The sequence below is a fragment of the Sphingomonas aerolata genome (assembly GCF_003046295.1).
GTDB classification, from domain to species: Bacteria; Pseudomonadota; Alphaproteobacteria; order Sphingomonadales; family Sphingomonadaceae; genus Sphingomonas; species Sphingomonas aerolata.
The window spans coordinates 270,542-295,998 of record NZ_PZZN01000003.1; the positions used below are offsets into that span (position 1 = coordinate 270,542).

Sequence of the window (25,457 nt, forward strand, 5' to 3'; positions counted from 1 at the left end):
TGGGGTTTCAATGCCGAATCTACTGGTTCCCGCCGAAGATGGTGCGGCCGTCGTCGCCTGCAGCACCTGCCGCGCGTCCACCGATGCGAAGGACGATGCCGAGGGCATGCGGGGCGGTGCGCGGCTCGTTGCGGCGTTGCAGGCGGTCCAGGCAAGCGATCCGCGCTATGCGGGGATTGCTGTCCAGGCGATGCCGTGCCTGTTCGCCTGCCAGGATTTCTGCACCATCCATGTCCGCGGGCCCGCGAAGATCGGCTATGTGCTGGGGCGCTTCACGCCTGATGAGGAAGCAGCGCGGGCGATCCTCGATTACGCCGTGCTGCATGCGGAGAGTGCGGAGGGGCAGGTGCCGTTTCGGCAGTGGCCCGCCGGGATCAAGGGGCATTTCATCACCCGGACGCCCCCCGCCGGCTATGTCGCGCAGTGACGCTGTTCCCGACGGTCGCGGCGTTCGAGGCGGCGCTGGAGGCCCTTCCTGCGGCAGACGAAGCCGCGCGAGGAGCCGCATCGCTGCGGCAAACACAGTTGACCAAGCCGCCCGGATCGCTCGGCCGACTTGAAGACCTCGCAGTCTTCATGGCGGGCTGGCAGGGGCGCGAGCGGCCGCGGTTCGAGCGTGCGCGAGCGGCAATTTTCGCCGGAAATCACGGCGTTGCGGTGCACGGGGTCAGCGCTTTCCCGGTCTCCGTGACCGCACAGATGGTCGACAATTTCCGCCGTGGGGGCGCGGCGATCAATGCGCTGGCGGATGCTGTCGGGCTCGAGCTGTTCATCGCCGACATCGATCTGGAAACCCCCACTGCGGATTTCACGACGGGGCCGGCGATGGACGAAGCCGCGTGTCTCGCCGCACTCAACATTGGCGCCGACGTCGTCGTGCCGGGGCTCGACTTGCTCGTCGTTGGCGAAATGGGGATCGGCAATTCGACGTCGGCCGCAGCACTGTGTCTGCGCAGTTACGGCGGAACCGCCGCCGGCTGGGTTGGCCCGGGGACGGGGGTTGATGTGGCGGGAATCGCGCGGAAAATCGCGGTCGTTGAGGCGGGGATTGGGCGGCATGATGATTTCCTGCGTACGCCGTTCGAGACGTTGCGGCGGGTGGGGGGGCGTGAAATCGTCGCGATCGCTGGCGCGGTGGTGGCGGCGCGGCTGGCGGGGGTGCCGGTGGTGCTCGACGGGTTCATTTCGTCGGCGGCGATCGCACCGATTGCGGCGGCGTATCCTGGCATCACAGAGCATTGCATTGCCGGGCATTGTTCGGCCGAGCCGGGGCATGAGCGACTGCTCGCCGCGCTGAAACTCGAGCCTTTACTGAGACTTGGGATGCGGCTGGGGGAGGGAAGCGGGGCGGCGGTTGCGGTCGGGGTGATCCGGTCGGCGGTGGCGGCGCATGACGGGATGGCGACGTTTGCCGAGGCGGGGGTGTCGGTGGCGTGAGTGGGGCGTTCCTGCTCCACCTGTTGCGGCATGGTGCGCCTGAACTGACTGGGCGGATGCTGGGGCGGACCGATAGTCCGGTCACGGCGGAGGGGATGGCGGCCTGTGTGGCTCGGGTAAAACCGCTGAATTTCAAGAAGATCGTCTGTTCTGATCTCATGCGATCGCAGGCTGTTGCGGATGCGATCGGGCGGGAGCGGGGGCTAACTCCGACGACCGATGCGCGGTGGCGGGAGCTGGATTTTGGGGATTGGGACGGGCTGGCTGCGGCGGACATCGACGCGGCGGCGTTGCAGCGGTTCTGGGACGATCCGGATGGTGCACCGCCACCGGGTGGGGAACGGTGGAGCGATCTGGTCGCGAGAATTACCGATGCGATAGAAGATCTTACGCCCGAAACCTCATTGATCGTGACACATGGCGGGGCGATGCGTGCGGCGTTGAAATCGCTGTGCGGGTTCGGGTTGCGCGAGCTCTGGGCGTTCGATTTGCCTTACGCGGCGCTGATTAGTTTGCGGATCTGGCCGGACCGGACGGCGCAGATCGTGGGGCTGCAGACGGATCCGGTTTCTTGAAGCGGCTGATCGTCGCCTTCGGCTTCCTGACGCGCGTGCCGGTGCCGCAAGTTGCTGCGGACGCTGAGGATTTTGCTGCGGCGATCCGGTGGTATCCGGTCGTCGGGGCGTGCATCGGGGTCGTCGTCGCGGCGGCGGGGTGGGTCGGCGCGCTGATCGATCCGTGGACGGGTGCGCTCGCCGCGCTGACAACTTGGGTAGCGATTACAGGGGCTTTGCACCTGGATGGGCTGGCGGATCTGGCAGACGGGCTGGGTGCCGCGCATGGCAATCGCGACCGGCTGATCGCGGTGATGGCGGATCCGCATATCGGCAGCTTCGGCGTTGTGATGATCACCCTGCAACTCAGTGCAAAGCTTGTATTATTGCATGCCGTTTCGAGTCTGGGATGGGCGGTCGTGATCGTCGTCCCGATGCTCGCGCGGATCGGTCCGTTGTGCTGGGCGCGGTGGGTGCCGCTGCTCCGGGAGGGCGGGCTGGGAGGGATGGTGGCAGGGAAGATCAGGGTGCACGATCTGGTGTTTTGGGGGTGCGTAACAGGGTGTTTAGGGGTGCCTGTGCATGCCGTTGCAGGGGCCCCTGCACTGATCGCGGTATTCGGCTGGTGGCTGATCCGACGGGTCGGCGGCGTATCGGGGGATTGCCACGGCGCGGGGATCGAATTCGTCGAGACCGGGATGCTAGTCGCGCTCGCCATTGCCGGCCGCGTCTGACCCCGCGAGCTTCGACACTGCGATCAGCGCGTCGATATCGAGATGGCGTTCGAGCGTTTCCGCAATCGCATCAAGCGCGGCGTCGATCGACGCGCCATGGTCGGCCCCGACCGCGCCCACCCCGAGCCGGCTGAGCCAGGCGCGGCGCTGATCCGCGAGGCCGAGCAGGCCGTGGACATAGCTGCCGGAGACGAGCCCGTCGGGACTGACCGCGCCGTCGCGGCGGCCATCGTCGCGGGTCGTCAGCGCGCGCACGGTGTCGGGGCCGGTGGTTTCGCCGATATGGATCTCATAGCCGTCGAACCGTGCGCCGATCGCGGTGCCGGCGACGCGTTCGAGCGTCTTGGCGGGGGACAGGATCGTCGCGACGTCGAGCAGGCCGAGACCGGGGGCGATACCGGCGGGACCCTCCAGCCCGTCCGGATCGGCGATGCTGCGGCCGAGCATCTGATAGCCGCCGCAAAGCCCGAGCACGGGGCGGCCGCGGCGGCGATGCGCGTGGATGTCGATGTCCCAGCCCTGCCCGCGGAGAAAGGCGAGGTCGGGGATCGTCGCCTTGGAGCCGGCGAGGATGATCATGTCGGCGTCGGGGATCGGTTCGCCGGGCGGGACCATGACGAGCGTGACGCCGGGGTCGAGCCGCAGCGGGTCGAGATCGTCGAAATTGGCGATTCGCGGGGTGATCGGACAGGCGATGACGACCTGGCCGTCCTGCCGGCCGTGACCGGGGCGGCGTTCGAGGATGACCGCGTCCTCGCTCGGCAGGCGGGCGGCCTCGGGAAGCCAGGGGATGACGCCATAGCCGCGCCAGCCCGACCGCGCCTCGATCGCGCGATAGCCGTCGTCGAACAGCGCGGGGTCGCCGCGAAACTTGTTGACGAGGAAGCCGTGGATCATCGCGGCGTCGGCGGGATCGATCACCGCGCGCGTGCCGACGAGCGAGGCGATGACGCCGCCCCGGTCGATGTCGCCGATCAGGATGACGGGGACGCCCGCTGCGCGCGCAAAGCCCATGTTGGCGATGTCGGCGGCGCGCAGGTTGATCTCGGCGGGACTGCCCGCGCCCTCGACGACGACGATGTCCGCCTGCGCCCGGAGCCGGCGATAGCTGGCGAGCACGTCGTCCATCAGCCCCGCGCGCCCCTCGCGCCAGCGGCTGGCGCGCAGGATGCCGCGGACCTTGCCGTGGACGACGAGTTGCGAACTGCGGTCGCCCTGCGGCTTGAGCAGAACGGGGTTCATGTCGGTGGTCGGCGCGGTGCGCGCAGCGATCGCCTGGGTCGCCTGCGCGCGGCCGATCTCGCCGCCATCGGCGGTGACGGCGGCGTTGTTCGACATGTTCTGCGGCTTGAAGGGCCGGACGGCGAGCCCGCGATTGGCGAGCGCGCGACAGAGGCCGGCGACGAGCACCGACTTGCCAACGTCCGAGCCGGTGCCCTGGAGCATCACCGCACCCACAGCAGCGCCCCCGTGACGATCCAGAGTAGCAGGCAGGCGCGGCGATAGACCTGGAGCGCGCGGGCGATGTCGGCGGCGGTGGCGGCGGGGCGACCGCTGCCGATCCAGGGCTTCAGCTGGGTGACGCCGTCATAGCTGACCGGACCGGCGAGGCGGAGGTCGAGCACGCCCGCCATCGCCGCTTCGGGCCAGCCGGCATTGGGCGAGGCGTGTTTGCGCGCGTCGCGCCGCATCACGCGCCAGCCGCCGGGACCGGCGAGGCACAGCAAGCCGCCGCTGATCCGTGCGGGGATCCAGTTGGCGAGATCGTCGATCCGTGCGGACGCCCAGCCGAACGCGCGCCAACGGGGTTCGCGGTGACCGATCAGGCTGTCGGCGGTGTTGATCGCCTTGTAGATCCACAGCCCGGGAAGCCCGCCGATAAGCAGCCAGAAGAGCGGAGCGACGATGCCGTCGCAGAAGCTTTCGGCAAGGCTTTCGATTCCGGCGCGGGCGATGCCGGCGGAGTCGAGCCGGTCGGTGTCGCGACCGACGATCTTGCCAACCGCGATCCGCGCACCCTGCACGTCACCCTTGCCGAGCGCGGCGGCGATCGGCGCGACGTGATCGTTGAGGCTGCGCTGCGCGAGGCCCGGGGCGGCGAGGAGGCCGATGCCGATCCAGGCATAGCCGCCTAGATAGGTCGTCAGCAGCCAGGTCGCGCCCCAGGCGATCCCGCCCGTCACCGCGAGCGTGATCGCAAGCGTCGCGACCCCGGCGATGCGGCGTGTTGCGTCGGGCCATGCCGGACGGTTGAGCGCCTTTTCGATGCTGCCGATGATCGCGGCGATCGCGCCGACGGGGTGACCGATCCGACGGTAGAGCCGTTCCGGCCAGCCGAACGCGGCATCGAGCGCGAGGGCGATGAGGGCGACGGGGTCAGCCATGCGCGAGTGCCGCGTCGAGACGCGCCAGTGCAGTCGCGTCGGCGGGGACACCGAGACGGAGCCAGCGGGGGTCATAGGTGAAGGGACGCGTCAGGATGCCCGCCATATTAAGACGCTCGAACAGCGACTTGGCGTCGTCTGTTGCGATGAGGCGGAAGAGCGGGCAGGCGCCCGTCGCGGTCAGCCCGTGGCGGAGAAGTACCGCGTCGAGCGCGGCCGCGCGGGTGACGAGCTGAGCGCGCGTCGTCTCGATCCAGTCGCGGTCGGCATAGGCGGCGGTGCCGATCGCGAGCGCGGTGGCGGAGATCGGCCAGCTGCCCAGACGGTCGCGGACCCGCGCGACGATGCTAGGCGGTGCGATCATGAAGCCGAGCCTCACGCCCGCTAGACCGAAGAACTTGCCGAATGATCGGAAGAGGATGACGGGATCTGCTGCGGACAGATGCGAAGACAGGCCGGCGTCGGGCAGCGTGTCGGCGAAGGCCTCGTCGACGACCAGCCAGCCGGCATTCTCGCGGAGACGGTCGATCACTGGCCTGAGCGCGTCCGGACTTACCAGACGGCCGTCGGGGTTGTTCGGGTTGGCGAGCAGGATGGTGCCGCCATGTGTCGCTTCGTCGGTCAGGCTGTCGATCGAGATACGCGCGGGGAAGACCGCTTCGTGCGTCGCGTAGCTGGGGCCGACATGGCGGGCGCGGGCGGGGAGGCCGAGTCCGCCGAGCAGGCGGAGGCCGATCTCGGTGCCGGGCAGCGCGACGACGCGCGCGGGGTCGGTGCCGAAGTGGCGCGCGGCGACGGCCTCGAGCGTGGCGAGTGCGGCGGGCGAGGGGAGGCTGCGCAGGTCGACCGCGAGATTGGCGGGCGGCTCCCACGCGCAGGGGTTGATCCCGGTCGACAGGTCGAGCCAGGGACGCGGCGCGTGCGGGTACAGCGCCTGCGCGCTGTCGATCCGGCCGCCATGTTCCATCAGCGCGTGCACATGCGTCCCCTGCGCCGGCGATGCCGCGGCGTTGCTGCTGGCCTTCGCCATTCGCCGGGGATAGCGCAAGAGGCGATGGAGGAGACGGTCGTGCAGGGGTTTGGAAAGACGGTGCTGGTGACCGGCGGTGCGCGCTCGGGCAAGAGCCGCCATGCGCAGGCTTTAGCAGAGGCGGCTGGTGGGGCCGCGCTGGTCTATATCGCGACCGCGCAGGCGTTCGACGGGGAGATGACCGAGCGGATCGCGCGGCATCGCGCCGAGCGGGACGAACGGTGGCGGACGGTCGAGGTGCCGCTCGCGCTGGCGGCGGCGATCGCCGAGGCGGACGCGCCGGACGGGGTGATACTGGTCGACTGCCTGACCTTGTGGGCGTCGAATTTGATGCTGGCGGAGGCGGATGCAGAGACGGCGATCGCCGCATTGCTGGATGCGATCGGTCGCGTCGCGGGGCGGCTGGTGCTGGTCACCAACGAGGTCGGGATGGGGATCGTGCCCGACAATGCGATGGCGCGGCGGTTCCGCGATCTGGCGGGGATGCTCAACCAGCGGGTCGCGGCTGCGGTCGAGACGGTCGATCTCGCGGTGTCCGGGCTGACGATCCGGATGAAGGGATAGGGTGCCCCTCCCCGATATGGGGAGGGGCGGTTAGCGTCAGAACGAGACGCGGGCGCCGAGCGAGGTGACGATCGCGCTGGCGTCGCGGAGCGCGCCGTTGGTGCGGATGATGCTGCCCGCGACCAAAGTGGCGCGGTCGATCGTCGTGTTCTCGAAGTCGACATATTGCGCGGCGGCGTCGACCGCGATGCGCGGCGTCAGCTGGTAGGAGGCACCGGCGGCATAGGTCCAGCGATCGGCGTCGGGGACGCGCGCGTCGCGCTGGCCGTCCTGGGTCGGCGTCTTGGTGCGCTGGACACCGCCACGCACGGTCAGCTTGGGCGTGACGTCATAGTCGAGGCCGCCCGCGAGGCTCCAGCTGTCGCGGTAGTTCTCCGGGATCGACGTGTTGAGCGGCGCGCCGAGATCGATCGTGTCGAACTTGCTCCAGTTGAACGCGATGACCTGTGCGTTGAGCGTCAGCTGATCGGTGGCGCGGACGCGGCCCGCGACGATGACCTGACCGGGCGTGTTGAACTCGGCGGTCGCGCCCGAGACTTCGGTGTTGCCGCCGGCGAGCGGGCCGAGCAGGCCGGTGACGACGAGGTCGCCCTTCAGCTTGTGGCGGATGCTCGACTTGTAGGTGACGCCGACGGTGGCGAAGTCGTTGTGGAGCTGGACGCCCGCGGTCCAGCCGAGATCCCAGCCGTCGCCGCTGAGTTCCTGGCGGCCGTCTGGCTGTGCTGCGGACACGTTGGGGAGCGCGTTGCTGAGGATCGCGTCGGTATATTCGACGTTGAGCGCACCGCCGACACGGAGCCAGTCGGTCAGCTCGACGCCGATCGAGGGCTGGATGTCGATCGTGCGCAGGCGGGTCTTGTCCGCGCTGTAGCGGGCCCAGCTGTCGGCGTCATAGTTGGTCGTGAAGCTGAACGGCGAGGTGACGACGAGGCCGACCGCGATCCGGTCGGTCAGCGGATAGGCGACCGCACCCGAGGGGACGACGCCCTTGTTGACCGGGTCGCTCGAGTTCGACTGGCCGCTGATCGCGGTGCAGGGCTGGCCGCCCGGACGGCAGATCTGCGAGCCGGTGTCGATCACGTCGCCGCGCGGGATGATCGCGCTGGCGCTGAGCGTCGCGCTGCCGTCGCGGATGCCGGCGATCGCGGCGGGGTTCCACCAGAGCGACGCGGCGCCGGTATCGGCGGCCTCACCCGAAAACGCACGGCCCGCGCCGCGCGCCGACTGCGCCTGGAGATAGAAGGCGTCGGCATAGGCGGTGCTGGCGCATCCGAAAGCGGAGACGAGCGCGGTCACGGCCAGCAACGGGGCCTTGGTACGAAACGACATTTACAAAATTCCTGAACGCTAACTTTTGGGGAGATGAAAGGGACCTGGAATCAGCGGACGCGCGTCCAGGTCTGGGTCTTGCAGAGCGGGAAGAAGACGCAGCCGCGCAGCTTCAGCTGGTTCGCGCCGACCGGGGTGATCTTGCCGCTATAGGTCTTGCCGTCCTCGGCATTGTAGACCTGGCCGCTGCTCCAGACGCCGTCCTTGTCGGACTTGAAGCCGCTGAGCATCTGCATGCCCTGGATCGGGCGGCTGCGCAGCGCGGTGTTGCTGTTGTTCGCGTCCTTCATCGACGGGTTGGCGCGCAGCGCGTCGGAGGTCAGGATCTTGCCGCAGATCGAGGGGCCGCAGCGCGCGATCTCGACGATGGCGTTGTGCGTCTCGGTCCGCCAGCGGCCGACCACGGTGTCGGCGGTCGCGGGCGCGCCGGCGAGCAGCGCGGCGATCATCATCAGGGACATCGTCTATCCTCTCCTAGTGTCGGGCCGCCGCATCTGTACGGTCACCCAGTGTATTTGCGAGCCCCGCGACCTATTCGCGAGTCCGCTGCCGTATACGGCATGTCATCGACCCGCCTAGATTTGTACAAACAATAGTCAAGTGTTCTTACTGATCAGGGCAGGTGAAAAATTGGTCATGCGCGGGTGTTCCCCCGCTCGCGCGGGGGAACTGTCTCAGTTGCGCAGTGGCTTACCCGTCTGGAGCATGTGGACGACGCGCGCCTGGGTGCGCTGGTCCCTGACGCTCGCCATGAAGGCGGCGCGTTCGAGGTCGAGGAGCTGCGCCTCGGTGACGGTGTCGACGAGGTCGGCCTCGCCGCCGGTCAGCACCTCGGCGAGGCGGTCGGCGACCACCACGTCATAGTCGGTCGCCATGCCCTTCTTGTGGAAGTCGGACACCGCCATCGACAGCCCGGTACGACCGCTCGCGCCCGCCAGACGGAAGGTCGGCGGCTCGGGGGCGACATAGCCCTCGACGAGCGACAAGGCCTTTGCCTTGGCGTCGGCGAGCAGGCGATCGCGGTTCATCGTGATGCCGTCGTCCTTGCGCAGGATCATCATCTCCTTCGCTTCCGCCGCCGACTTGGCGACCTGCGCGGTGGAGACCGCCTGGAACACCTTGGTCAGCGCGGGTATGGGGCCGTTGGGGAGCGTGCGCGACTTCGTCCAGCGGTCGAGCATCTCGCCATTGCCGCCCCAGCCGGGGACGAGCCCGACGCCGCATTCGACGAGGCCGGCATAGGTCTCGGCATGCGCCTGGACCGCGTCCGAGTGGAGCAGCATCTCGCAGCCGCCGCCGAGCGCCAGTCCTGCGGGCGCGCTGACGACGGGGAAGGGCGCGTATTTCAGCGCCTTGTACGCCTGCTGCCCGCGCGCAACGCTGGCCTCGACCATGTCCCACAGGCCCGCACCGACCGCGAACATCGCCGCGCCGAGATTGGCGCCGGCCGAGAAGTTGCTGCCCTCGTTATAGACGACCAGCGCCTTGAAGCGCTCGCGCACGACCGGGACCGCTTCCTCGATGAGTGCGATGACCTGATCGTCGAGCGCGTTCATCTTGGTGTGGAATTCGAGCGCGGCGACACCGTCGCCGACGTCCCAGAGCGACGCCGAGGCGTTGGTCAGGACGGGCTGCGAGCGGAGCTTGATGTCCTCGAGCAGTTCGACGCCGTCGGCGCGCGGCACGTCGACATAGTCGCCGCCGGTGGTGAGATACTGGCGGTTGCCGTTCTCGACGCGGTAGAAGGGACGGTCGCCCGCGGTCGTCAGGATCGGAGGCACGTCGCGGCCCTCGGCGGCGAGACGCTGTGCCAGCAGGCCCGGCCCCATCCGGTCGATCAGCTCGAACGGCCCGTATTTCCAGTTGTACCCGAGCTTCATCGCGTCATCGATCGCGACGATATCATCCGCCGCCTCGCCGACGAGCATCGCCGCATAGGACAGCGTGTTGCCGAGGATCGTCCACGCATAGGTGCCGATCCTGCCGGGCTCGGCGATCAGCGCGGCGAGATCCTTGCCGGTCTTGCCGGGCAGCTCGGCGGGCTTCGCCTCGGGGCGATAGTCGCCGGTCGCGAGGTCGAGCGACAGCTTGGTGCGCGTCGCCTTGTCGAAGCGGTAGAAGCCGCCCTTGCCCTTGCGGCCTGTGAACCCTTCCGCGATCATCTTGTCGACGAGCGGCATGTCGCGGACGGTGTCGAAATAGGGATCGCCCGCGGGGAGCGTCGAGGAGAGGCTCTTCGACAGCAACGGCATCAGGTCGACGCCGACGAGATCGACCAGACCGAAGATCCCGGTCTTCGGCACGCCCATCGGCCGGCCACCGATCTGGTCGGCCTCCTCGACGGTCAGCCCCTGGTCCATCGCCGCGTTGATCGCGATCGCCAGCCAGTAGGTGCCGATGCGGTTGGCGATGAAGCCCGGCGTGTCCTTCGCGCGGACGATGCGCTTGCCCATGAAGCGATCGACGAAATCCTCGACCTTCTCCGCGACCGCGACGTCGGTATGCTCGCCGCGGACGATCTCGACCAGCCGCATGTAGCGCGGCGGGTTGAAGAAATGGGTGATGAGGAAGTCGGCCTTGAACTGGTCCGAGCGGCCGTCGACGAGATGGCCGAGCGGGATCGTCGAGGTGTTCGACGAGACCGCGGTGCCCGGACGCTTGAGCGCCTCGAGCTTGGCATAGAGCGCCTGCTTGATGTCGAGCCGTTCGACGATCGCCTCGACGATCCAGTCGCATTCCGCGACGCGGTCGAGATGGTCGTCGATATTGCCCGTCTCGACCAGCTTGGCCGCACGCTTCGACATGAAGGGGGCGGGGTCGGTCTTGAGCATCTTCGCGACCGCGCCCTTGGCGACCGCATCGCGATCGTCACCCTCGCGGGGCACGATGTCGAGCAGCAGCACCGGGATACCGGCGTTCGCGACTTGCGCGGCAATCCCTGCGCCCATGACTCCCGCGCCGATGACGCAGACCTTTTTCACCTGATCGACCATCATGCGCGCTCCAGCACCGTTGCGATGCCCTGACCGCCGCCGATGCACTGGGTGGCGAGCGCGTAGCGGCCGCCTTCGCGCGCGAGCAGGGCTGCAGCCTTGCCGACGATGCGCGCGCCGGTCGCGCCGAGCGGATGGCCGATCGCGATCGCGCCGCCATCGAGGTTGATCGTCTCGTCCTTGAGCCCGAGGTCGCGGATGCAGGCGATCGCCTGGCTGGCGAACGCCTCGTTGATCTCGACCACGTCGAGGTCGGCGACGGTGATGCCGGCGCGCTCCATCGCCTTTTGCGAGGCGTAGATCGGACCGAGGCCCATCGTCGACGGCTCGTTGCCCGAAACCGCGACCGACTTGATGCGCGCGAGGATGGTCAGGCCGTGCTTCGTCGCGAACTCTTCCGAGGTGACGAGGACGGCGGAGGCGCCGTCGGTCAGCGGCGAGGAGGTGCCGGCGGTAACCGAACCGTCCGCGCTGAATGCAGGCTTCAGGCCGGCGAGCGCTTCGGTGGTGGTGCCGGCGCGGATCGTGCCGTCCTGGCTGACCGGGCCCGCCTTGGTCTGGATCGTCACGATCTCGTCGGAGAGACGGCCATCGGCGCGCGCGGCGGCGGCCTTGTCCTGGCTCTTCACCGCGAACGCATCCTGCTCGGCGCGGGTGATCTGGTAATCGCGTGCGACGTTCTCGGCGGTCTCGCCCATGCCCATGTACGCGCCGGCGTTCTTCTTGAAGAGATCCGGGTTGGGGAGCGGGTTGTAGCCGCCCATCGGCACGCGGCTCATCGATTCGAGCCCGGCGCAGATGAACGCGTCGCCAGCGCCGATGTTGATCTGGCCGACCGCGATGTGGATCGCGCTCATCGACGAGCCGCAGAAGCGGTTGACCGTCATGCCGCCGACCGACAGCGGCAGGTCGGCGAGCAGGCCGATCATCCGCGCGACGTTCAGGCCCTGCTCGCCTTCGGGGAAGGCGCAGCCGAGGATGATGTCCTCGATCGCGGCGGGATCGACGCCGGTCTTGTCGAGCAGACCGCGGATCGTCTGCGCGGCGAGATCGTCGGGGCGGACGCGGGCGAGATCGCCCTTGCCGGCAAGGTGGAACGGCGAGCGGGCGTACCCGGCGATGACGACGTTGGTCACGATGATCCTCTCCAATTGCAATCGGTCCGCTTAAGACTTGCGGGCTACCCTTAAGGTGCGATACCTCTCCTATACGTCAAGGTGATGCGGCCTACAATATCAGTCGAGAGCGCACGCCGAAAAGGAGAGAGAGATGCTGGACACCGACGGCCGTGCGATCGGCGTACCGCTAGAAGGCGAAGCGCGTTTGCTGGGCGACATGCTCGACACGGCGGTCCGCCGATTCGGGTCGCGGACGGTGCTCGATTTCCTCGGGTCGACGATGACCTATGCCGAGCTTGGCGACGCGGTCACGCATGCGGCGCGGGGGTTGCAGGATCTGGGCGTGGTGAAGGGGACGCGGGTCGCGCTGTGCCTGCCGAACACGCCTTATTATCCGGTGCTGTTCTTCGCGGTGCTGAAGGCGGGCGGGATCGTCGTCAACGTCAACCCGCTCTATGTCGAGCGCGAGCTGTGCCACCTGCTGAGGGATTCGGGCGCGGAGATCATCGCGACCTGCGACATTACCGAGATCCATGCTCGCGTGCTGAAGGTCGCGGGTGAGACGGGGCTGCGGCATGTTATCACCTGCCCGATCGCGGGCGCGCTGCCGACGCTGAAGTCGATCGCCTACCGCATCTTCAAGCGCGCCGAGATCGCCAGCGCGCCGAACGACGCGCGGCATCGCAGCTTCGAGTCGCTGGTGCGCGCAAAGGGCGCGCCCACGCCGGTCGCGGTGACGCCGGACGAGGTCGCGGTGCTGCAATATACCGGGGGGACGACCGGCGAGCCCAAGGCGGCGATGCTGAGCCACGCCAATCTGGTGTCGAACGCGGATGCGATGATGACGTTCGTCGGTGGCGAGACGCCCGAGCAGGACCGGGTGATGGGGGCGCTGCCGCTGTTCCACGTCTTCGCGCTGACGACGGTGCTGACCTATTCGATCCGCGCGGGCGCGCAGATGATCCTGTTGCCGCGGTTCGAGCTGCAGCAGCTGCTGAAGACGATCGTGCGGACCAAGCCGACCTATTTCCCCGCGGTGCCGACCATCTATGCCGCGATCACCAAGGCGGCGGAGACGCAGCCGATCGACCTGTCGTCGATCCATGCGTGCATCTCGGGCGGCGCGCCGCTGCCCGCCGAGGTGCGTACCGCGTTCGAGGCGGCGACGGGGTCGAAGCTGGTCGAGGGCTATGGCCTGTCGGAGGCGTCGCCGATCATCACCTGCAATCCGATCGAGGGGCTGAACAAGCCGGGATCGGCGGGGCTGCCCTTTCCCGGCACGATCATCGAGATCCGCGACCGCGAGGACCCGACCCGGTTGCTGCCGGTCGGTGAGAATGGCGAGATCTGCGCGCGTGGCCCGCAGGTTACGCAAGGATATTGGCACAAGCCGGAAGCAAGCGCTGCGCTGTTCGCGGACGGCGCGCTGCGCACCGGGGATGTCGGGCATCTCGACGCGGACGGCTATCTGTTCATCGTCGACCGCATCAAGGACCTGATCCTGTGCGGCGGCTACAATGTCTATCCGCGCGTGATCGAGGAGGCGCTGTACGAGCATCCCGCGGTCGCCGAGGTGGTGGTGATCGGGGTCGCCGACGCCTATCGCGGCCAGGCGCCCAAGGCGTTCGTCACGCTGGTCGAAGGTGCGGTCGCAACCCCTGTGGAATTGCGTGATTTTCTGCGCGACAAGATCAGCAAGATCGAGCTTCCCCGCGAGGTCGAAATCCGCGACACTCTGCCCAAGACGTTGATCGGCAAGCTATCCAAAAAGGAACTTGTCGCGGAGGAAGAGGCCAGGCTGGCACGCGCGATGCCGGCCGGGGCGGCGTCGGGGGAGAGGGGAGCGACACCGTGAACGAGCGGCAGGACGATCTTACCGGGATTCAGGACGTGTCGCAGGCGCTGGGGGTCAGCGCGCGGACGCTGCGTTTCTATGAGGACAAGGGGCTGATCGAGCCGTGCCGGATCGGCACGACGCGCGTCTATACGCGGCGCGACGTCGCGCGGATGCAGCTGATCCTGCGCGGCAAGCGGCTGGGATTCTCGCTGCGCGACATCGAGGAGTTTCTCGTCCTGTACGATGCGGATCCGCAGCATGTCGAACAGATGCGCGCGCTCGCCGAACGCTGTCGCCAGCGGATCGACGACCTGCAGCAGCAGCAGGCGGCGATCGCGCAGACGCTGGAGGAACTGGAGAAGATCGAGGCGCAGGCGCTCGAGCGGATCGCGTCCTGACCGGCCTGTAACGCGCGCGCGGTTGCGCCGGCTCGCGCGGCGCGGCAGGGATGGGTGATGCGTACCATCTCCTCCGCCGTCGGCGTTCGTCTCTATCATCTCGACGATGCGCTCGAGGGCGGGGCGGCTACTACGCTGTTCTACGGCCCGCTCGGCGGGGCGCTGGCGATTGCCGCGCAGCAGAGCGAGGAGGTCCAGGCGGGGCTGTACATCGCGACCGAGAACGACGTCGTCGCCTATCTCGATCTCGACGAGTGAGGCTCAGGCGCCGGCGGTGAAGCCGTCGTCGCGGTCGGCGGGGACGGGTGCGCTGACCGCCTTGCAGATCGCGCGGAGTGCGGGTTTGAGCCCCTCCTCGAGCGTCGGGTGATAGAAGGGCATGTCGAGCAGGTCGGTCGCGGTGCGGCCCTGCTGGATCGCCCAGGCGATCAGGTGCGCGCTGTGCTCGACCCCGGGGGCGGCCATCGTCGCGCCGGTGAGCCGGCCGGTGCCCGCCTCCGCATAGAAGCGGATCAGGCCGGCATTGCGCGCCATGACCTTCGCACGACCCTGGTCCTCGTAGGAGGCTTCGCCGATGACGATGCCGTCCTGGTCGTCGGGGGTGATGTCGCCGATCACCGCGACGCTCGGGTCGGTGAACATGATCGCGAGCGGGACCATCCGCGGGCCCGGGGTGACGTCGGGAAAGCTCGCGGCGTTGCGGCCGGCTATCATGCCCTCGGCGGAGGCTTCGCCTAGCACGGTGCGGTCGTGATCCGCGTCGCCGGCGATGAAGATCGGCGCGTCGCCGCACTGCATCGTCGTCCTGTCGAAGACCGGCGTGCCGTGATCGTCGAGCGTGATCCCGGTGGTCTCTAGCCCGAGGTCCTTGAGCCGCGGTGGGCGGCCGGTCGCGACGAGCAGATAGTCGAAGCGCCGGGATCCCGACTGCTCGCCCGACCAGGACAGGCGGACGCCGTCGCTGTCGGGTTCGGCCTTCAGCTTCATCTCGAGATGGATCGGCAGCTCCTTGGCGAGGATCGTGTGGAGTGCCGCCGAGACCTTCTCGTCCTTCAGCGCGGCGAGGCCGGGCGACTGGTCGAACACCATCGTCTCGACGCCGAGCCGGACGAGCGCCTGGGCGAGTTCGAGGCCGATCGGGCCGGCGCCGATGACGCCCACCGATCCGGGCAGCGTCGGCAGCTCGAAGATCGTCTCATTGGTCAGCACGCGGTCGCGCACCGCGTCGAACGTGTCGGGGATGTTCGGGTAGGAGCCGGTCGCGATCACGATTGCCTTGGCGGTCACGGTGCGGCCGTCGTCGAGCCGGAGCGTGGTCGCGTCGATGAAGTGCGCGCGGGCCTGGACCTTCACGCCGTCGGGGAGCTTGTCGAGCGAGTCGCAGACGCCTGCGACGAACGCGTCGCGCTCGCGCTGGACGCGCGCCATCACCGCGTCCCCGTCGATCTTCGGCTCGGCGGCGATGCCGAAGACCGATGCCTGGCGGACCGCGTGCGCGGCATGGGCGGCGGCGATCAGCAGCTTGGAGGGCATGCAGCCGACGCTGGCGCAGGTGGTGCCCGAAAAGGTCTCGTCGATCAGCAGCGTGCGCGCGCCGTTGCGCCGTGCGTTGCGCTCGGCCGCGAGACCGGCGGTGCCCGCGCCGATGATCGCGACGTCGCAGGTTAACTCGGGGCTGGTGTTCGGCATGATCGACTCCGTCTCCGGAGTATTCCGGTCATGGCAGCGAAACCTTCCAACCGCCTGACCCGTTCCGCATGCCGATCCGATAATCACCCCGATCCGAGGACCCGCCATGCTGACCGTCCATCACCTGAATTTCTCCCGGTCTTTCCGCATCTTGTGGCTGCTGGAGGAACTGCAGCTGCCCTATGAGCTGGTCCGGTACGAGCGCGATGCGAGCTTCCGTGCGCCCGCGTCGCTGAAGGCGGTGCATCCGCTGGGCAAGGCGCCGATCGTGCAGGACGATGACCTGACGCTTGCCGAGAGCGCGTCGATCCTGTCCTATCTCGATCGCAAGTATGGCGGCGCGCGGCTCAGCCCGCCCGAGGGCACGCCCGAGGCGGCGATCCATGACGAATGGCTGCACTATGTCGAGAGCTCGGCGGCGTTCCCGATCATGATGACGGTGATCGGCAAGATGATGGGCGGGCTGCCCGAGGGCCTCGGCAAATTCTCCGAGCCCGAGGTCGCCAAGACCTTTGCGTACATCGCCGACGCGGTTGGCGAGGGGCCGTATCTGATGGGGGCCAAGCTGACGCTGGCGGATATCCAGATGTCGTATTTGCTCGCGACCGCGGAGAGCGCGGGGCTGCTGAAAGACCAGCCGGTGGTGAGCGCGTATTTCGAGCGGCTGAAGGCGGTGCCGGGCTATCAGAAGGCGATCGAGATCGGCGGGCCGCTGGCGCCACCGCGGCGCTGACGTGTGAGCGGACCGGCGCTGCGATACGGCAGCGCCGGTCCTGTCGGCTCAGCGTGCCTTGAAGCGGATCGCCTGACCGCCGCCGGGCGCGAGCGCGAGCGTCAGCGTGTCGCCCTTGCGGACGCGCTTCGTCTCGATCGTGATCGCGTGGCGTGCGGTCGTCTTGTAGTCCGCGCCGGGGCCGTCGCGATAGATCTGCGCGGTGTAGGTCCGGCCAGCGTCGAGGAAATCGAGCGCGACGGTGAGCGTGCGGGCATTCTCGTCGGTGACGCTGCCGACATACCAGTCGTTCGACTTGCGGTCCTTGCGCGCGAAGGTGACGAAGTCGCCGACCTCGCCGTTGAGCACGCGGGTGTCGGACCAGTCGGTCGGCACGTCCTTGATGAACTGGAACGCGGCGGGGTATTTCGCGTAATTCTCGGGCGTGTCCGCCGCCATCACGACGGGCGAATAGAGCACGACGTAGAGCGCGAGCTGCTTGGCGATGGTCGACAGGAGATCGCTGTCGTCGGTCCCCTTGAGGCTGAGCACGCCGGGGGTGAAGTCCATCGGCCCCTCGAGCATGCGCGTGAAGGCGAGGTTCGCCTCATGCTCGGGCGGGTTCTTGCCGGCCCAGCTGTTATATTCCATGCCGCGCGAGCCCTCGCGCGCGATCCAGTTGGGATAGGTGCGGCGCAGGCCGGTATCCTTGACGGGCTCGTGGCTGTCGATCGACACCTTGTATTTGGCAGCCGTGGTGACGACGCGGGTATAGTGGTTCACCATCCACTGGCCCTCATGCCATTCGCGGTGCTGCGACCCGTCGGGATCGACGCGTTCGATCTGGCCCGCGTCGGTGACATAGCCGGTCTTGATCGCGGGAATGCCGTGATCGCGCGCAAAGGCGAAGGCGCGGTCGAGCTGGCCGTCATAATGGCTGGCCGAACCGCCGGTCTCGTTATGGCCGATCAGGTAGACGCCCTTAGACTTGGCGTATTTGGCGAGATAGCCGGCGTCGAAATCGGGGGTCGGCGTGTCGAACTGCATCGCGGTGCCGTCACCGAACCAGTCGCCGTCCCAGCCGACATTCCAGCCCTCGACGAGGACGCCGGGGATTTTGTTGGCGCTGGCGAAGTCGATATAGGTCTTCACATGCGCGGTGGTGGCGCCGTGATTGGGGCCGGTCGCCCAGCTCCACTTGCCGGTGATCATGTTCCACCAGACGCCGACAAACTTGCCGGGCTTCACCCAGCTGACATCGCCAAGCTTGTTCGGTTCGTTCAGATTGAGCTCGATATGGCTCATGTACAGGCCGGGCGCGTCGTCCGAGAGGATCAGCGTGCGCCACGGCGTCGCGAACGGGCCGGTCCGCGTCACCTTGGGCGCGCCGGCGCCGGGGGTCAGCACCGCCTTCAGCGTGTTGCCCTCGACCTTGGCGACGTTCATGCCGGCATAGTCGGTGAGCGCGGCCTCGTGCAGCGCGACATGCGTGCCGCGGGCGAGCTTCAGCGTGATCGGCGTCGCGGCGGTGCCGACATCGGCGAGCGGCGTGCGGTTGTAGAGATATTCCTCGCGGTTCCATTCGAAGCCGGGCTTCCACCAGGCGGTCGCGTCCTCGGCAAAGGCGAACTGCGTCAGCTCCTCGGCGATGTTGACGGTCTTGAAATTGGGCTGGTCGGGGAAGACGTAGCGGAAGCCGATGCCGTCGTCCTGAAGCCGGAACACGACGTCGATCGCGCGCTGCAACCGGTCGGTCTCGCGGAGGCGGACGCGCATCTCGGTGTGGTTGTCGCGGATCGTCTTCCACTCGCCCCAGGGCTGGGTCCAGGTCGAATCCGCCTTGTCGCGGGTGACGGTCTCGATCTTCAGATGCCGGTCGAATTTGGGCGCATCGGTGAAGAGGAAGCCGAGCCGCGACGGCTTGACGATCAGCGTGCCCTTGCGCGTGACGCTGTAGGTCGCATGACCCTCACCGTCGGTCGCGACGGTGACCGCGATGCTGCCATCGGGCGAGGTCGCGATCGCCGAGGGGATCGTCGGGACGGGCTGCGGCTTGATCGTCTCGTTCGTCGTGACCGCGGGGGTGGTGGCGGCGGGGGCGGCCTGATCCTGCGCGATCGCGGGTGCGGTGGTCGCGAGCAGGGTCGCCAGCGTGAGCGAGAGGGTCTTCATGATCCGGTCCTTTCGACGATCAGCGCGGCATAGCCGCCCAGTCGTCCTATCGTTGCGTCGTTGATGCTGTCGCGGACGCGCCAGTGTTCGGGGGTAGCGGGGCTCCACGCGACCGGCGTCGCGGCCATGTTGAAGACGCAGAGCAGGATCTGGTCGCCGTCACGGCGTTCGAAGGCAAGCAGCGTGTCGGTGACCTCGGTCAGGACCAGATCGCCGATCGCGAGCGCGGGGATCGCGCGGCGCAGCGCGAGCAGGCGGCGGGTCAGCGCGAGCAGCGAGTCGGGATCGCCCTCCTGCCGGTCGACCGCGAGCTCGGGATGGTCGTTGCCGACGGGGAGCCAGGGCGACGCATCGGTGAAGCCCGCATGCGGCGCATCGGCCCGCCACGGCATCGGCGTGCGGGCGCCGTCGCGCGACAGCGTCAGCGGCCAGTTGGCGATCGCCTCGGGATCCTGGAGCTGGTCGAACGGCACCTCGACCTGGGTCAGGCCCAGTTCCTCGCCATAATAGAGAAAGATGTTGCCGCGCAGGCAGACGAGCAGCGCGATCTTCATCCGCGCGAAGGCGTCGCGGTCATCGGGGCCGATCCAGCGCGAGACGGCGCGGGGGGCGTCGTGATTCTCGAACGCCCAGCTCGGCCAGCCCATCTCCGCGTCCGACGGCCAGAGCGTGATCGCGTCGGCGACGGTGCTGGGGCGGAGGTCCGACGCGTAGAGGAAGTCGAAGCCATAGGCGCTGTTGAGCCGGGTCTGGCCGCGGGTGAACAGCTTCATCTCGCGGTCGCTGTCGGCGCCCCCGACCTCGGCCACGGTGAAGCGGTCGCCATAGCCGTCGATCAGCCGCCGCAGTCGTTCGAGAAAGGCGGGGATGTCGGGATGGCTCTGGTTGTGGACATGCGCCTGAAAGTCGAAGGGGCGCGTCTTCAGACTGTTGTCGGTGACGGGCGGATTGTCGGTCAGCGCGGGGTCGTGCATCGCGAAGTTGATCGCGTCGAGCCGGAAGCCGTCGACGCCGCGGTCGAGCCAGAATTTGGCGGTGTCGACGATCTCGTCCTGAACGTCCGCGTCGTGGAGGTGGAGCTGGGGCTGTTCCTTCAGGAAATTGTGCAGATAATATTGGCGACGGCGCGCGTCCCAGGTCCAGGCGGGGCCGCCAAAGACCGACTGCCAGTTGGACGGCGGGCTGCCGTCGGGCTTGGCGTCGGCCCAGACATACCAGTTCGCCTTGGGGTTGGTGCGCGACGAGCGGCTCTCGACGAACCAGGGATGCTCGTCCGAGGTATGGCTGTAGACCTGGTCGATGATGATCTTCAGGCCGAGCGCGTGGGCGCGCGCGATCAGCGTGTCGAAATCGGCGAGCGTTCCGAAGATCGGGTCGACATCGCGGTAGTTCGCAACGTCATAGCCGAAGTCCTTCATCGGCGACGTGAAGAAGGGTGAGAGCCAGACCGCATCGACGCCGAGGTTCGCGACATAATCGAGATGGCGGGTGATGCCGGGCAGGTCGCCGATGCCGTCGCCGTTCGAATCCGCAAAGCTGCGCGGATAGATCTGGTAGATGACCGCGCCCTTCCACCAGGGTCGGTGCACGGGCAGGCTCGTATCGTCGGGCATCAGCGGGTCTCCGCGGCGCAGACCGCATAGCCAAAGGCGGGGATGGTCAGCGTGACGCTGCCGGGGGCGGTCGCGCGCGCGGCGCAAGCGCCGGCGAGCGTATCGAAGCGGGTCGAGCGAGTCTCGACCTGGATCGCGCTGGTCAGCGGCTTGGCGCTGGTGTTGTACGCAAGGAGCATCTCGGCGCCGGTCACGGGATCGAAGCGCGAGACCGCGAACAGGCCGGGCGTATCGCCCCGCGCGCGAACGATCGTGCGGCCGCGGGTCAGCGCCGGGTGCGCGACGCGGAGGCGGGCGAGCTGGGCGATCTGGCGGAACAGCGGGTGGGTCGTACCGAAATTGGCGGTCGCGGTGGTCGCGTCGGTGCCGACGAGGCGGTTGTCGTTATAGACCGCGACCTTCGAGGCGAACATGTCCTCGCGTGCGTCCTGGTCGTCGCCGTCGCCGGCAAAGCCCTGCTCGTCACCCGAATAGATGGTCGGCACGCCGCGCAGCGTCAGCAGCATCGCATGGCCGAGCTTGACGCGGGCGAGCACCTCGGCCTCGCTCGCATTCGGGTTGAGGCGGCGGACGTCGCGCGCGAAGCGGCCCTGGTCGTGGTTGCCGAGGAAGGTCGGCAGGATCATCGCGGTGTCGGCGCCGTGTTCGTAGAGTGCGTCGCCGTCGAACAAGGCGGCGAGTTCGTTGGTGCCCTTGTTGCCCGCGACGACGTCGGTCACGCCCCAGCGGAAGCCGAAGTCGAGCACCGCGGGCAGCTTGTCGACGCGGGTGAAGCGCGCGAGATAGCCCGGATCCATCGTCCCATAGGCGACCTCGCCGAAGATGTGGAAATTGGGGATGCCGTTCGCCCTGGCGCGGTCGAGCATCGCGGGCGTGAAGGCCTGCCAGAATTCGGGGTTCACGTGGCGCGCGGTGTCGATGCGGAAGCCGTCGACCTTGAACCGGTCGATCCAGCTGCCGAAGATCTCGATCATGCCCGATACGACGCGGGGATTTTCGGTCGCGAGATCGTCAAGGCCGGAGAAATCGCCCATCGTCGAGCTCTCGTCGGTGAAGGTCGAGTCGCCGCGGTTGTGGTAATAGATCGGGTCGTTGAGCCAGGCGGGGACCTTCACGGTCCGTTCCTTCGCAGGTACATAGGGCGTGTAGGCGAAGCCGGGGTCGGTCAGCCGCGCGAAGTTTTCAGGCGTGCGGACGGCGTCGCCAGCGAAGCCGGAATTGATCGGCTTGCCGCGCAGGCCTAGCTTGCGCTGATAGGGGTAGTTGGCGCGGTCGCGATAGGCGCAGGGGGTGCCCTCGGTGCATTCGCGGTACTGGATCACGTCGGCGGTGTGGTTGATGATGATGTCCATATAGACCTTCATCCCGCGCGCATGCGCCGCGGTGACGAGCGCGGTCATGTCGGCATTGGTGCCGAGATGCGGATCGACCTGCGTGAAGTCGGTGATCCAGTAGCCGTGATAGCCAGCGGATTCCTTGCCCGGCGCGCCCTGGACGGGTTTGTTCTTGAAGATCGGACCGAGCCAGATCGCGGTCGCGCCGAGCTGCTGGAGATAGCCGAGGCGCTTGGTCAGGCCCTTGAGGTCGCCGCCATGGTAGAAGCCCTTGGCGGTCGGGTCGAAGCCGGTGACGCGGCGATCGCCGGTGAGGCCGCCGCGGTCGTTGGCGGGATCGGCATTCTCGAACCGGTCGGGGAGGACGAAATAGATGACCTCGTCCTGCGGCAGCCGCGCGCGATAGTCGGTCGCCGGTACCGGCTTGCGTGCGGCCCGCGATGCCGGGCCGGGGTCTGCGATGGCGGGCGAGAGCGCGAGCAACCCTGCCAGGATGGTGGCGACGCTCTTGATCATCGGATGTCCTTTTCGCACCGGAATCGGTGACGGCGCCACCGGCGCCGGGTCGCCGTCCGCCGGGATGACCCCGGGCGGACGGCGGTATTACAGGCACTTAGAAGCGGAAGCTTGCACCCAGATAGAACTGGCGCCCGAAATATTGCAGCGTGCCCGTCTGTGCGGTCTGGCCGAAATAGGAGCGGGTCGGCTGGTCGGTCAGGTTGTTCGCCTGTGCGAGCAGCGTCATCCCGGCGAGCGGGCTGCCCTGCGGGAATTCATAGCTCATCTGCGCGTCGAACACGGTCTCGGCGGCATTGGTCACGATCTGCTCGCTGAGGCCGAACTGCGGCGCGACGAACTTCGAGCGGTAGCGCATCGAGACGCGCGTCTGGAAGCCGTTCTTCTCGTAGAAGAGCGTCGGGTTGGAGACGATCTTCGACAGGCCGGGCAGCGACAGCGAGAGCGTGTTGCCGCTGATCGCGTTGGTGATGCTGACGTCGGACTGGTTGTACGAGATGTTGAGCACCGCGCCGAGGCCGTCGAACGGCGCCGGCAGGAAGTCGAACGTCTTGGTGATGGCGCCTTCGAAACCATAGACATAGCCGCCATTGCCGTTGATCGGTGCGAACAGATTGCCGGTCGTGACGACGCTGGTGAAGCCGGTCCCGGCGAGCGGCGGTGTGCTGATGCCGTTGGCGGCGAAGTCGTAGTTCGGGATGACCCCGCCGATCACGAAGCTGCGGACGTCCTTGTAGAAGGCGCCGAGCACGAGCGAGCCGCTGTTGCCGAAATAATGCTCATAGGTGGCGTCGAACTGGTTGGCGCGGAACGGCTGGAGCGCGGGGTTGCCGCCCGACCCGTCGAGCCGCGCCGCGGTGCCGCCGATGCTGACCAGGTTGGTGCTGATCGAGTTGCGGAAGTCGAAGAAGCGCGGGCGCGAGATCTGGCGCGAGAGCGACAGGCGGGCCTGGTCGTTCTCGGTCAGGCCGAGGATGAAGTTCGCCTGGGGCAGCCAGTCGGTGAACTTGCGGCCGCGGGTGTTGAGGTAGCGACCGGTGCCGCCGTCCGAGATGGTCGAGGACGAGCTCTGGTCGGTGTGGACGACGCGCAGGCCGATATTGCCCTTGAAGGGCAGCGAGCCGGCGATCGTGTCGAAGTTAAGCTGGCCGTAGCCGGCATAGGTCTTCTCGTCGATCGTGAAGCTCTGGTCCTGCGTGAACGCCTGGGTCTGGTCGACGACGCGGTCGGGCCCGAGCTGCGAGTCGAAGATGCTGCCGATATCGGCGACGATGAAGTCGGGGAAGGACGAGAACTTGCCCTTGAAGCCCGCGGTCGTCGAATTCGAGCTGGTCAGCGTGACGGGTGCAGCGAAGCTGAACGCGTTGAAGCTGGTGATCGTCCGCTCCGCCTTGCGATTGCCATAGCGGCCGCCGACCTCGAACGACTTGAGGAACGGGCCGTCGATCTTGAGCAGCGCGCTGCCCGCGAAAGCATAGAGGCGGTCGGTGTCCTTCTGCGGGACGATGTAGAAGCCCTCGAACGCGTTCGCGGCGGGATCGGTGTAGTTGGCGTTGGTCGAGAACGAGCCGACGTTCAGACCGTCGAGCTTGTAGCTGAGCGTCGTCGGCGTCGCAGTCGTGTTGCCGTTGTCGTCGAGACCCGAATTGTTGAAGAAGCTCGACGCGCGCGAATAGGAGCCGTCGGCGGTCAGCGTGAGCTGGCCGATGTCCTTCTGGACGTTGCCGCCGAAGGTGTAGAGCTTGTCGAGGCGGTTCTCGTTCTGCTGGATCGTGCGGGTGCGGATGCCCGAGGCGTTGCCGCCGACGATCGTGTTGCCGATGACGGTCGGGTCGGTCAGGTTGCTGCTGGTCTGCTGCAGGTTCTCGACACGGATGCCGCGGCGGAACACGTCCGACTTGAAGCGCGAATAATAGCCGTCGAGCAGGACGCGGAACGTGTCGGTCGGCTCATACTGGATGCTGCCGAGCACGCCGTCGCGGGTCTCGTTGCCGCCCGACTGGACCGCCTCGAAGCCATAGCCGATCGCGTCGGCGCGGCCGTTGCCGTCGAGGTCGCGGATCGCCGGGCTGCCGTTCTGGCCGGTGGCGGTGTAATCATAGCCGACGAAGCGCGTGGCGACGTTCGCCTGCTTCAGCCGGGCATAGCCGACCGCGAGGCCGAGCGTGTCGTCGAGCAACTTGGTCTGGATCGAGGCGCTGCCGCGATAGCCGAATTCGCTGGCGTCGGGGTTCTGGCCGGCGCGGTCGTTATAGACGCCGCGGACGTTGACGCTGACGAGCGTCTTGCCGGGGATGCTGAGCGGACGCGCGGTGCTGAGTTCGACCTTGCCGGCGACGCCGCCCTCGATCTGCGAGGCCTTGGGGCTCTTGTAGACCGCGGCCTGGTTGATGAGCTCGGACGGATACTGGTCGAATTCGATGACGCGGTTGCCCGAGGTCGCAACCTGTTCGCGGCCATTGAGCGTGGCGGAGACGAGGTCCTGGCTGAGGCCGCGGATGTTGATCGCCGAGGCCTGGCCGCCGGTACGCTGCGAGGTGACGCCGGGCAGGCGGGCGAGCGACTCGGCGATCGAGACGTCGGGCAAGCGGCCGATATCCTCGGCCGAGACGATCTCGGCGACGACGTCGAGGTTGCGCTTGACCGCGATCGACGAGCGCAGGCTGGCGCGGAAACCGGTGACGACGATGTCGTCGCTCGACTCGGCGGCGGGGCCGCTGCTCGGGGCGGTGGCGTCCTGCGTCGCGACGGTCGGGGCGGGCGTCGAGGGTGCGCTCGACACGGTGTTGTCGGCGGAGGCCGGGGCGGGATCGGTCGCGACCTGCGCGTCGGCGACCGACGCGGCGAAGAGCGCCACGGCGAGCGCGGTGCCGCTGGCCGATAGGGTGAAAAGGTGATGCGCGGCAGATGCCGGGAAACGCTTGGACGTCGTCATGTTCAACTCCCCTGAAAGCCCCGCTGCATCTTTCGCGCCGTGGGCCGTGTGTGGCGTTCCAATGGAATTCCGCCCCGCGAAAGCCAATCAATCGACATACGTATTCAG

Annotated in this window: 21 protein-coding genes; 9 read left to right on the forward strand and 12 right to left on the reverse strand. The window is 67.8% G+C overall.

Annotated elements, in window-relative coordinates; translation table 11 throughout:
• The first annotated feature begins 10 nt into the window (after positions 1-10).
• Genes C8J24_RS13745 through cobS form a run of 4 tightly spaced genes read left to right on the forward strand, consistent with a single transcriptional unit; the run spans position 11 to position 2,725 of the window.
• On the forward strand, positions 11-427 hold the full coding sequence (locus tag C8J24_RS13745; RefSeq protein WP_056407800.1) for a DUF1636 domain-containing protein: 417 nt from the start codon (positions 11-13) through the stop codon (positions 425-427).
• Positions 424-1,437 (forward strand): nicotinate-nucleotide--dimethylbenzimidazole phosphoribosyltransferase, encoded by a 1,014-nt coding sequence (cobT, locus tag C8J24_RS13750; RefSeq protein ID WP_107933229.1) that lies wholly within the window; start codon positions 424-426, stop codon positions 1,435-1,437. The genes C8J24_RS13745 and cobT overlap by 4 nt, the downstream gene beginning before the upstream one ends.
• Entirely contained in the window at positions 1,434-2,012 is a 579-nt protein-coding gene (locus C8J24_RS13755; protein ID WP_107933231.1) for a histidine phosphatase family protein, read from the forward strand. The genes cobT and C8J24_RS13755 overlap by 4 nt, the downstream gene beginning before the upstream one ends.
• Positions 2,009-2,725, forward strand: coding sequence for an adenosylcobinamide-GDP ribazoletransferase (gene cobS / locus C8J24_RS13760; protein WP_107933233.1), 717 nt, complete (start codon positions 2,009-2,011; stop codon positions 2,723-2,725). The genes C8J24_RS13755 and cobS overlap by 4 nt, the downstream gene beginning before the upstream one ends.
• On the opposite strand, the gene C8J24_RS13765 is transcribed toward cobS, so the two are convergent.
• The 3 genes from C8J24_RS13765 to C8J24_RS13775 are packed head-to-tail and all read right to left on the reverse strand — an operon-like array spanning position 2,693 to position 6,076.
• Positions 2,693-4,183 (reverse strand): cobyric acid synthase, encoded by a 1,491-nt coding sequence (locus C8J24_RS13765; RefSeq protein WP_107933235.1) that lies wholly within the window; start codon positions 4,181-4,183, stop codon positions 2,693-2,695. The two genes, cobS and C8J24_RS13765, sit on opposite strands and share 33 nt — an antisense overlap.
• Positions 4,171-5,109 carry an adenosylcobinamide-phosphate synthase CbiB gene (cbiB, locus tag C8J24_RS13770; protein WP_107933237.1) on the reverse strand — a complete coding sequence of 313 codons (939 nt, stop codon included), beginning with the start codon at positions 5,107-5,109 and terminating at the stop codon, positions 4,171-4,173. The genes C8J24_RS13765 and cbiB overlap by 13 nt, the downstream gene beginning before the upstream one ends.
• Positions 5,102-6,076, reverse strand: a complete 975-nt coding sequence (locus C8J24_RS13775; protein WP_107934217.1) for a threonine-phosphate decarboxylase — start codon at positions 6,074-6,076, stop codon at positions 5,102-5,104. Before C8J24_RS13775 ends, cbiB begins: the two co-directional genes overlap by 8 nt.
• Positions 6,077-6,163: 87 nt before the next feature.
• Between C8J24_RS13775 and cobU the strand changes: the two genes are divergently transcribed.
• A complete protein-coding gene (cobU, locus tag C8J24_RS13780) occupies positions 6,164-6,703 on the forward strand; it encodes a bifunctional adenosylcobinamide kinase/adenosylcobinamide-phosphate guanylyltransferase (protein ID WP_107933239.1) in 540 nt (179 codons plus the stop codon).
• Positions 6,704-6,739: 36 nt separating this feature from the next.
• On the opposite strand, the gene C8J24_RS13785 is transcribed toward cobU, so the two are convergent.
• The 4 genes from C8J24_RS13785 to C8J24_RS13800 form a co-directional block, all read right to left on the reverse strand.
• Entirely contained in the window at positions 6,740-8,032 is a 1,293-nt protein-coding gene (locus C8J24_RS13785) for an OmpP1/FadL family transporter (protein ID WP_107933242.1), read from the reverse strand.
• Positions 8,033-8,082: 50 nt separating this feature from the next.
• Positions 8,083-8,493: a DUF2147 domain-containing protein gene (locus tag C8J24_RS13790; protein WP_031395134.1), complete on the reverse strand. Its 411-nt coding sequence runs from the start codon at positions 8,491-8,493 to the stop codon at positions 8,083-8,085.
• Between the two features lie 213 nt (positions 8,494-8,706).
• Positions 8,707-11,025 carry a 3-hydroxyacyl-CoA dehydrogenase/enoyl-CoA hydratase family protein gene (locus C8J24_RS13795; RefSeq protein WP_107933244.1) on the reverse strand — a complete coding sequence of 773 codons (2,319 nt, stop codon included), beginning with the start codon at positions 11,023-11,025 and terminating at the stop codon, positions 8,707-8,709.
• The gene (locus C8J24_RS13800; RefSeq protein ID WP_031395136.1) at positions 11,025-12,161 is read right to left on the reverse strand and encodes a thiolase family protein; all 1,137 of its coding nucleotides are present in this window, start codon (positions 12,159-12,161) and stop codon (positions 11,025-11,027) included. The genes C8J24_RS13795 and C8J24_RS13800 overlap by 1 nt, the downstream gene beginning before the upstream one ends.
• 133 nt (positions 12,162-12,294) lie before the next feature.
• Between C8J24_RS13800 and C8J24_RS13805 the strand changes: the two genes are divergently transcribed.
• From C8J24_RS13805 to C8J24_RS13815, 3 genes are read left to right on the forward strand one after another with little or no spacing between them, the layout of a single operon-like run.
• Positions 12,295-13,998 (forward strand): long-chain-fatty-acid--CoA ligase, encoded by a 1,704-nt coding sequence (locus tag C8J24_RS13805; protein ID WP_244180722.1) that lies wholly within the window; start codon positions 12,295-12,297, stop codon positions 13,996-13,998.
• Positions 13,995-14,378, forward strand: coding sequence for a MerR family transcriptional regulator (locus tag C8J24_RS13810; RefSeq protein WP_031440676.1), 384 nt, complete (start codon positions 13,995-13,997; stop codon positions 14,376-14,378). Before C8J24_RS13805 ends, C8J24_RS13810 begins: the two co-directional genes overlap by 4 nt.
• A gap of 57 nt (positions 14,379-14,435) precedes the next feature.
• Positions 14,436-14,636 (forward strand): hypothetical protein, encoded by a 201-nt coding sequence (locus C8J24_RS13815; RefSeq protein WP_107933246.1) that lies wholly within the window; start codon positions 14,436-14,438, stop codon positions 14,634-14,636.
• A 3-nt stretch (positions 14,637-14,639) separates the two neighbouring features.
• Here C8J24_RS13815 and C8J24_RS13820 read toward each other — a convergent pair whose 3' ends face one another.
• The gene (locus C8J24_RS13820) at positions 14,640-16,067 is read right to left on the reverse strand and encodes a dihydrolipoyl dehydrogenase (protein ID WP_107933248.1); all 1,428 of its coding nucleotides are present in this window, start codon (positions 16,065-16,067) and stop codon (positions 14,640-14,642) included.
• 106 nt (positions 16,068-16,173) lie between these two features.
• Between C8J24_RS13820 and C8J24_RS13825 the strand changes: the two genes are divergently transcribed.
• Positions 16,174-16,800 carry a glutathione S-transferase family protein gene (locus C8J24_RS13825; protein WP_107933251.1) on the forward strand — a complete coding sequence of 209 codons (627 nt, stop codon included), beginning with the start codon at positions 16,174-16,176 and terminating at the stop codon, positions 16,798-16,800.
• A 48-nt stretch (positions 16,801-16,848) separates the two neighbouring features.
• Here the strand turns inward: C8J24_RS13825 and C8J24_RS13830 are convergent, their stop codons facing one another.
• The 4 genes from C8J24_RS13830 to C8J24_RS13845 all read right to left on the reverse strand — a co-directional run bounded on the left by C8J24_RS13830 (position 16,849) and on the right by C8J24_RS13845 (position 25,349).
• Positions 16,849-18,951 (reverse strand): glycoside hydrolase family 97 protein, encoded by a 2,103-nt coding sequence (locus tag C8J24_RS13830; RefSeq protein ID WP_107933253.1) that lies wholly within the window; start codon positions 18,949-18,951, stop codon positions 16,849-16,851.
• The gene (locus C8J24_RS13835) at positions 18,948-20,564 is read right to left on the reverse strand and encodes an alpha-glucosidase (RefSeq protein ID WP_107045872.1); all 1,617 of its coding nucleotides are present in this window, start codon (positions 20,562-20,564) and stop codon (positions 18,948-18,950) included. Before C8J24_RS13835 ends, C8J24_RS13830 begins: the two co-directional genes overlap by 4 nt.
• Positions 20,564-22,414 carry an alpha-amylase family glycosyl hydrolase gene (locus tag C8J24_RS13840; protein ID WP_107933256.1) on the reverse strand — a complete coding sequence of 617 codons (1,851 nt, stop codon included), beginning with the start codon at positions 22,412-22,414 and terminating at the stop codon, positions 20,564-20,566. The genes C8J24_RS13835 and C8J24_RS13840 overlap by 1 nt, the downstream gene beginning before the upstream one ends.
• Before the next feature lie 97 nt (positions 22,415-22,511).
• On the reverse strand, positions 22,512-25,349 hold the full coding sequence (locus C8J24_RS13845) for a TonB-dependent receptor (RefSeq protein WP_107933258.1): 2,838 nt from the start codon (positions 25,347-25,349) through the stop codon (positions 22,512-22,514).
• Between the last annotated feature and the right edge of the window lie 108 nt (positions 25,350-25,457).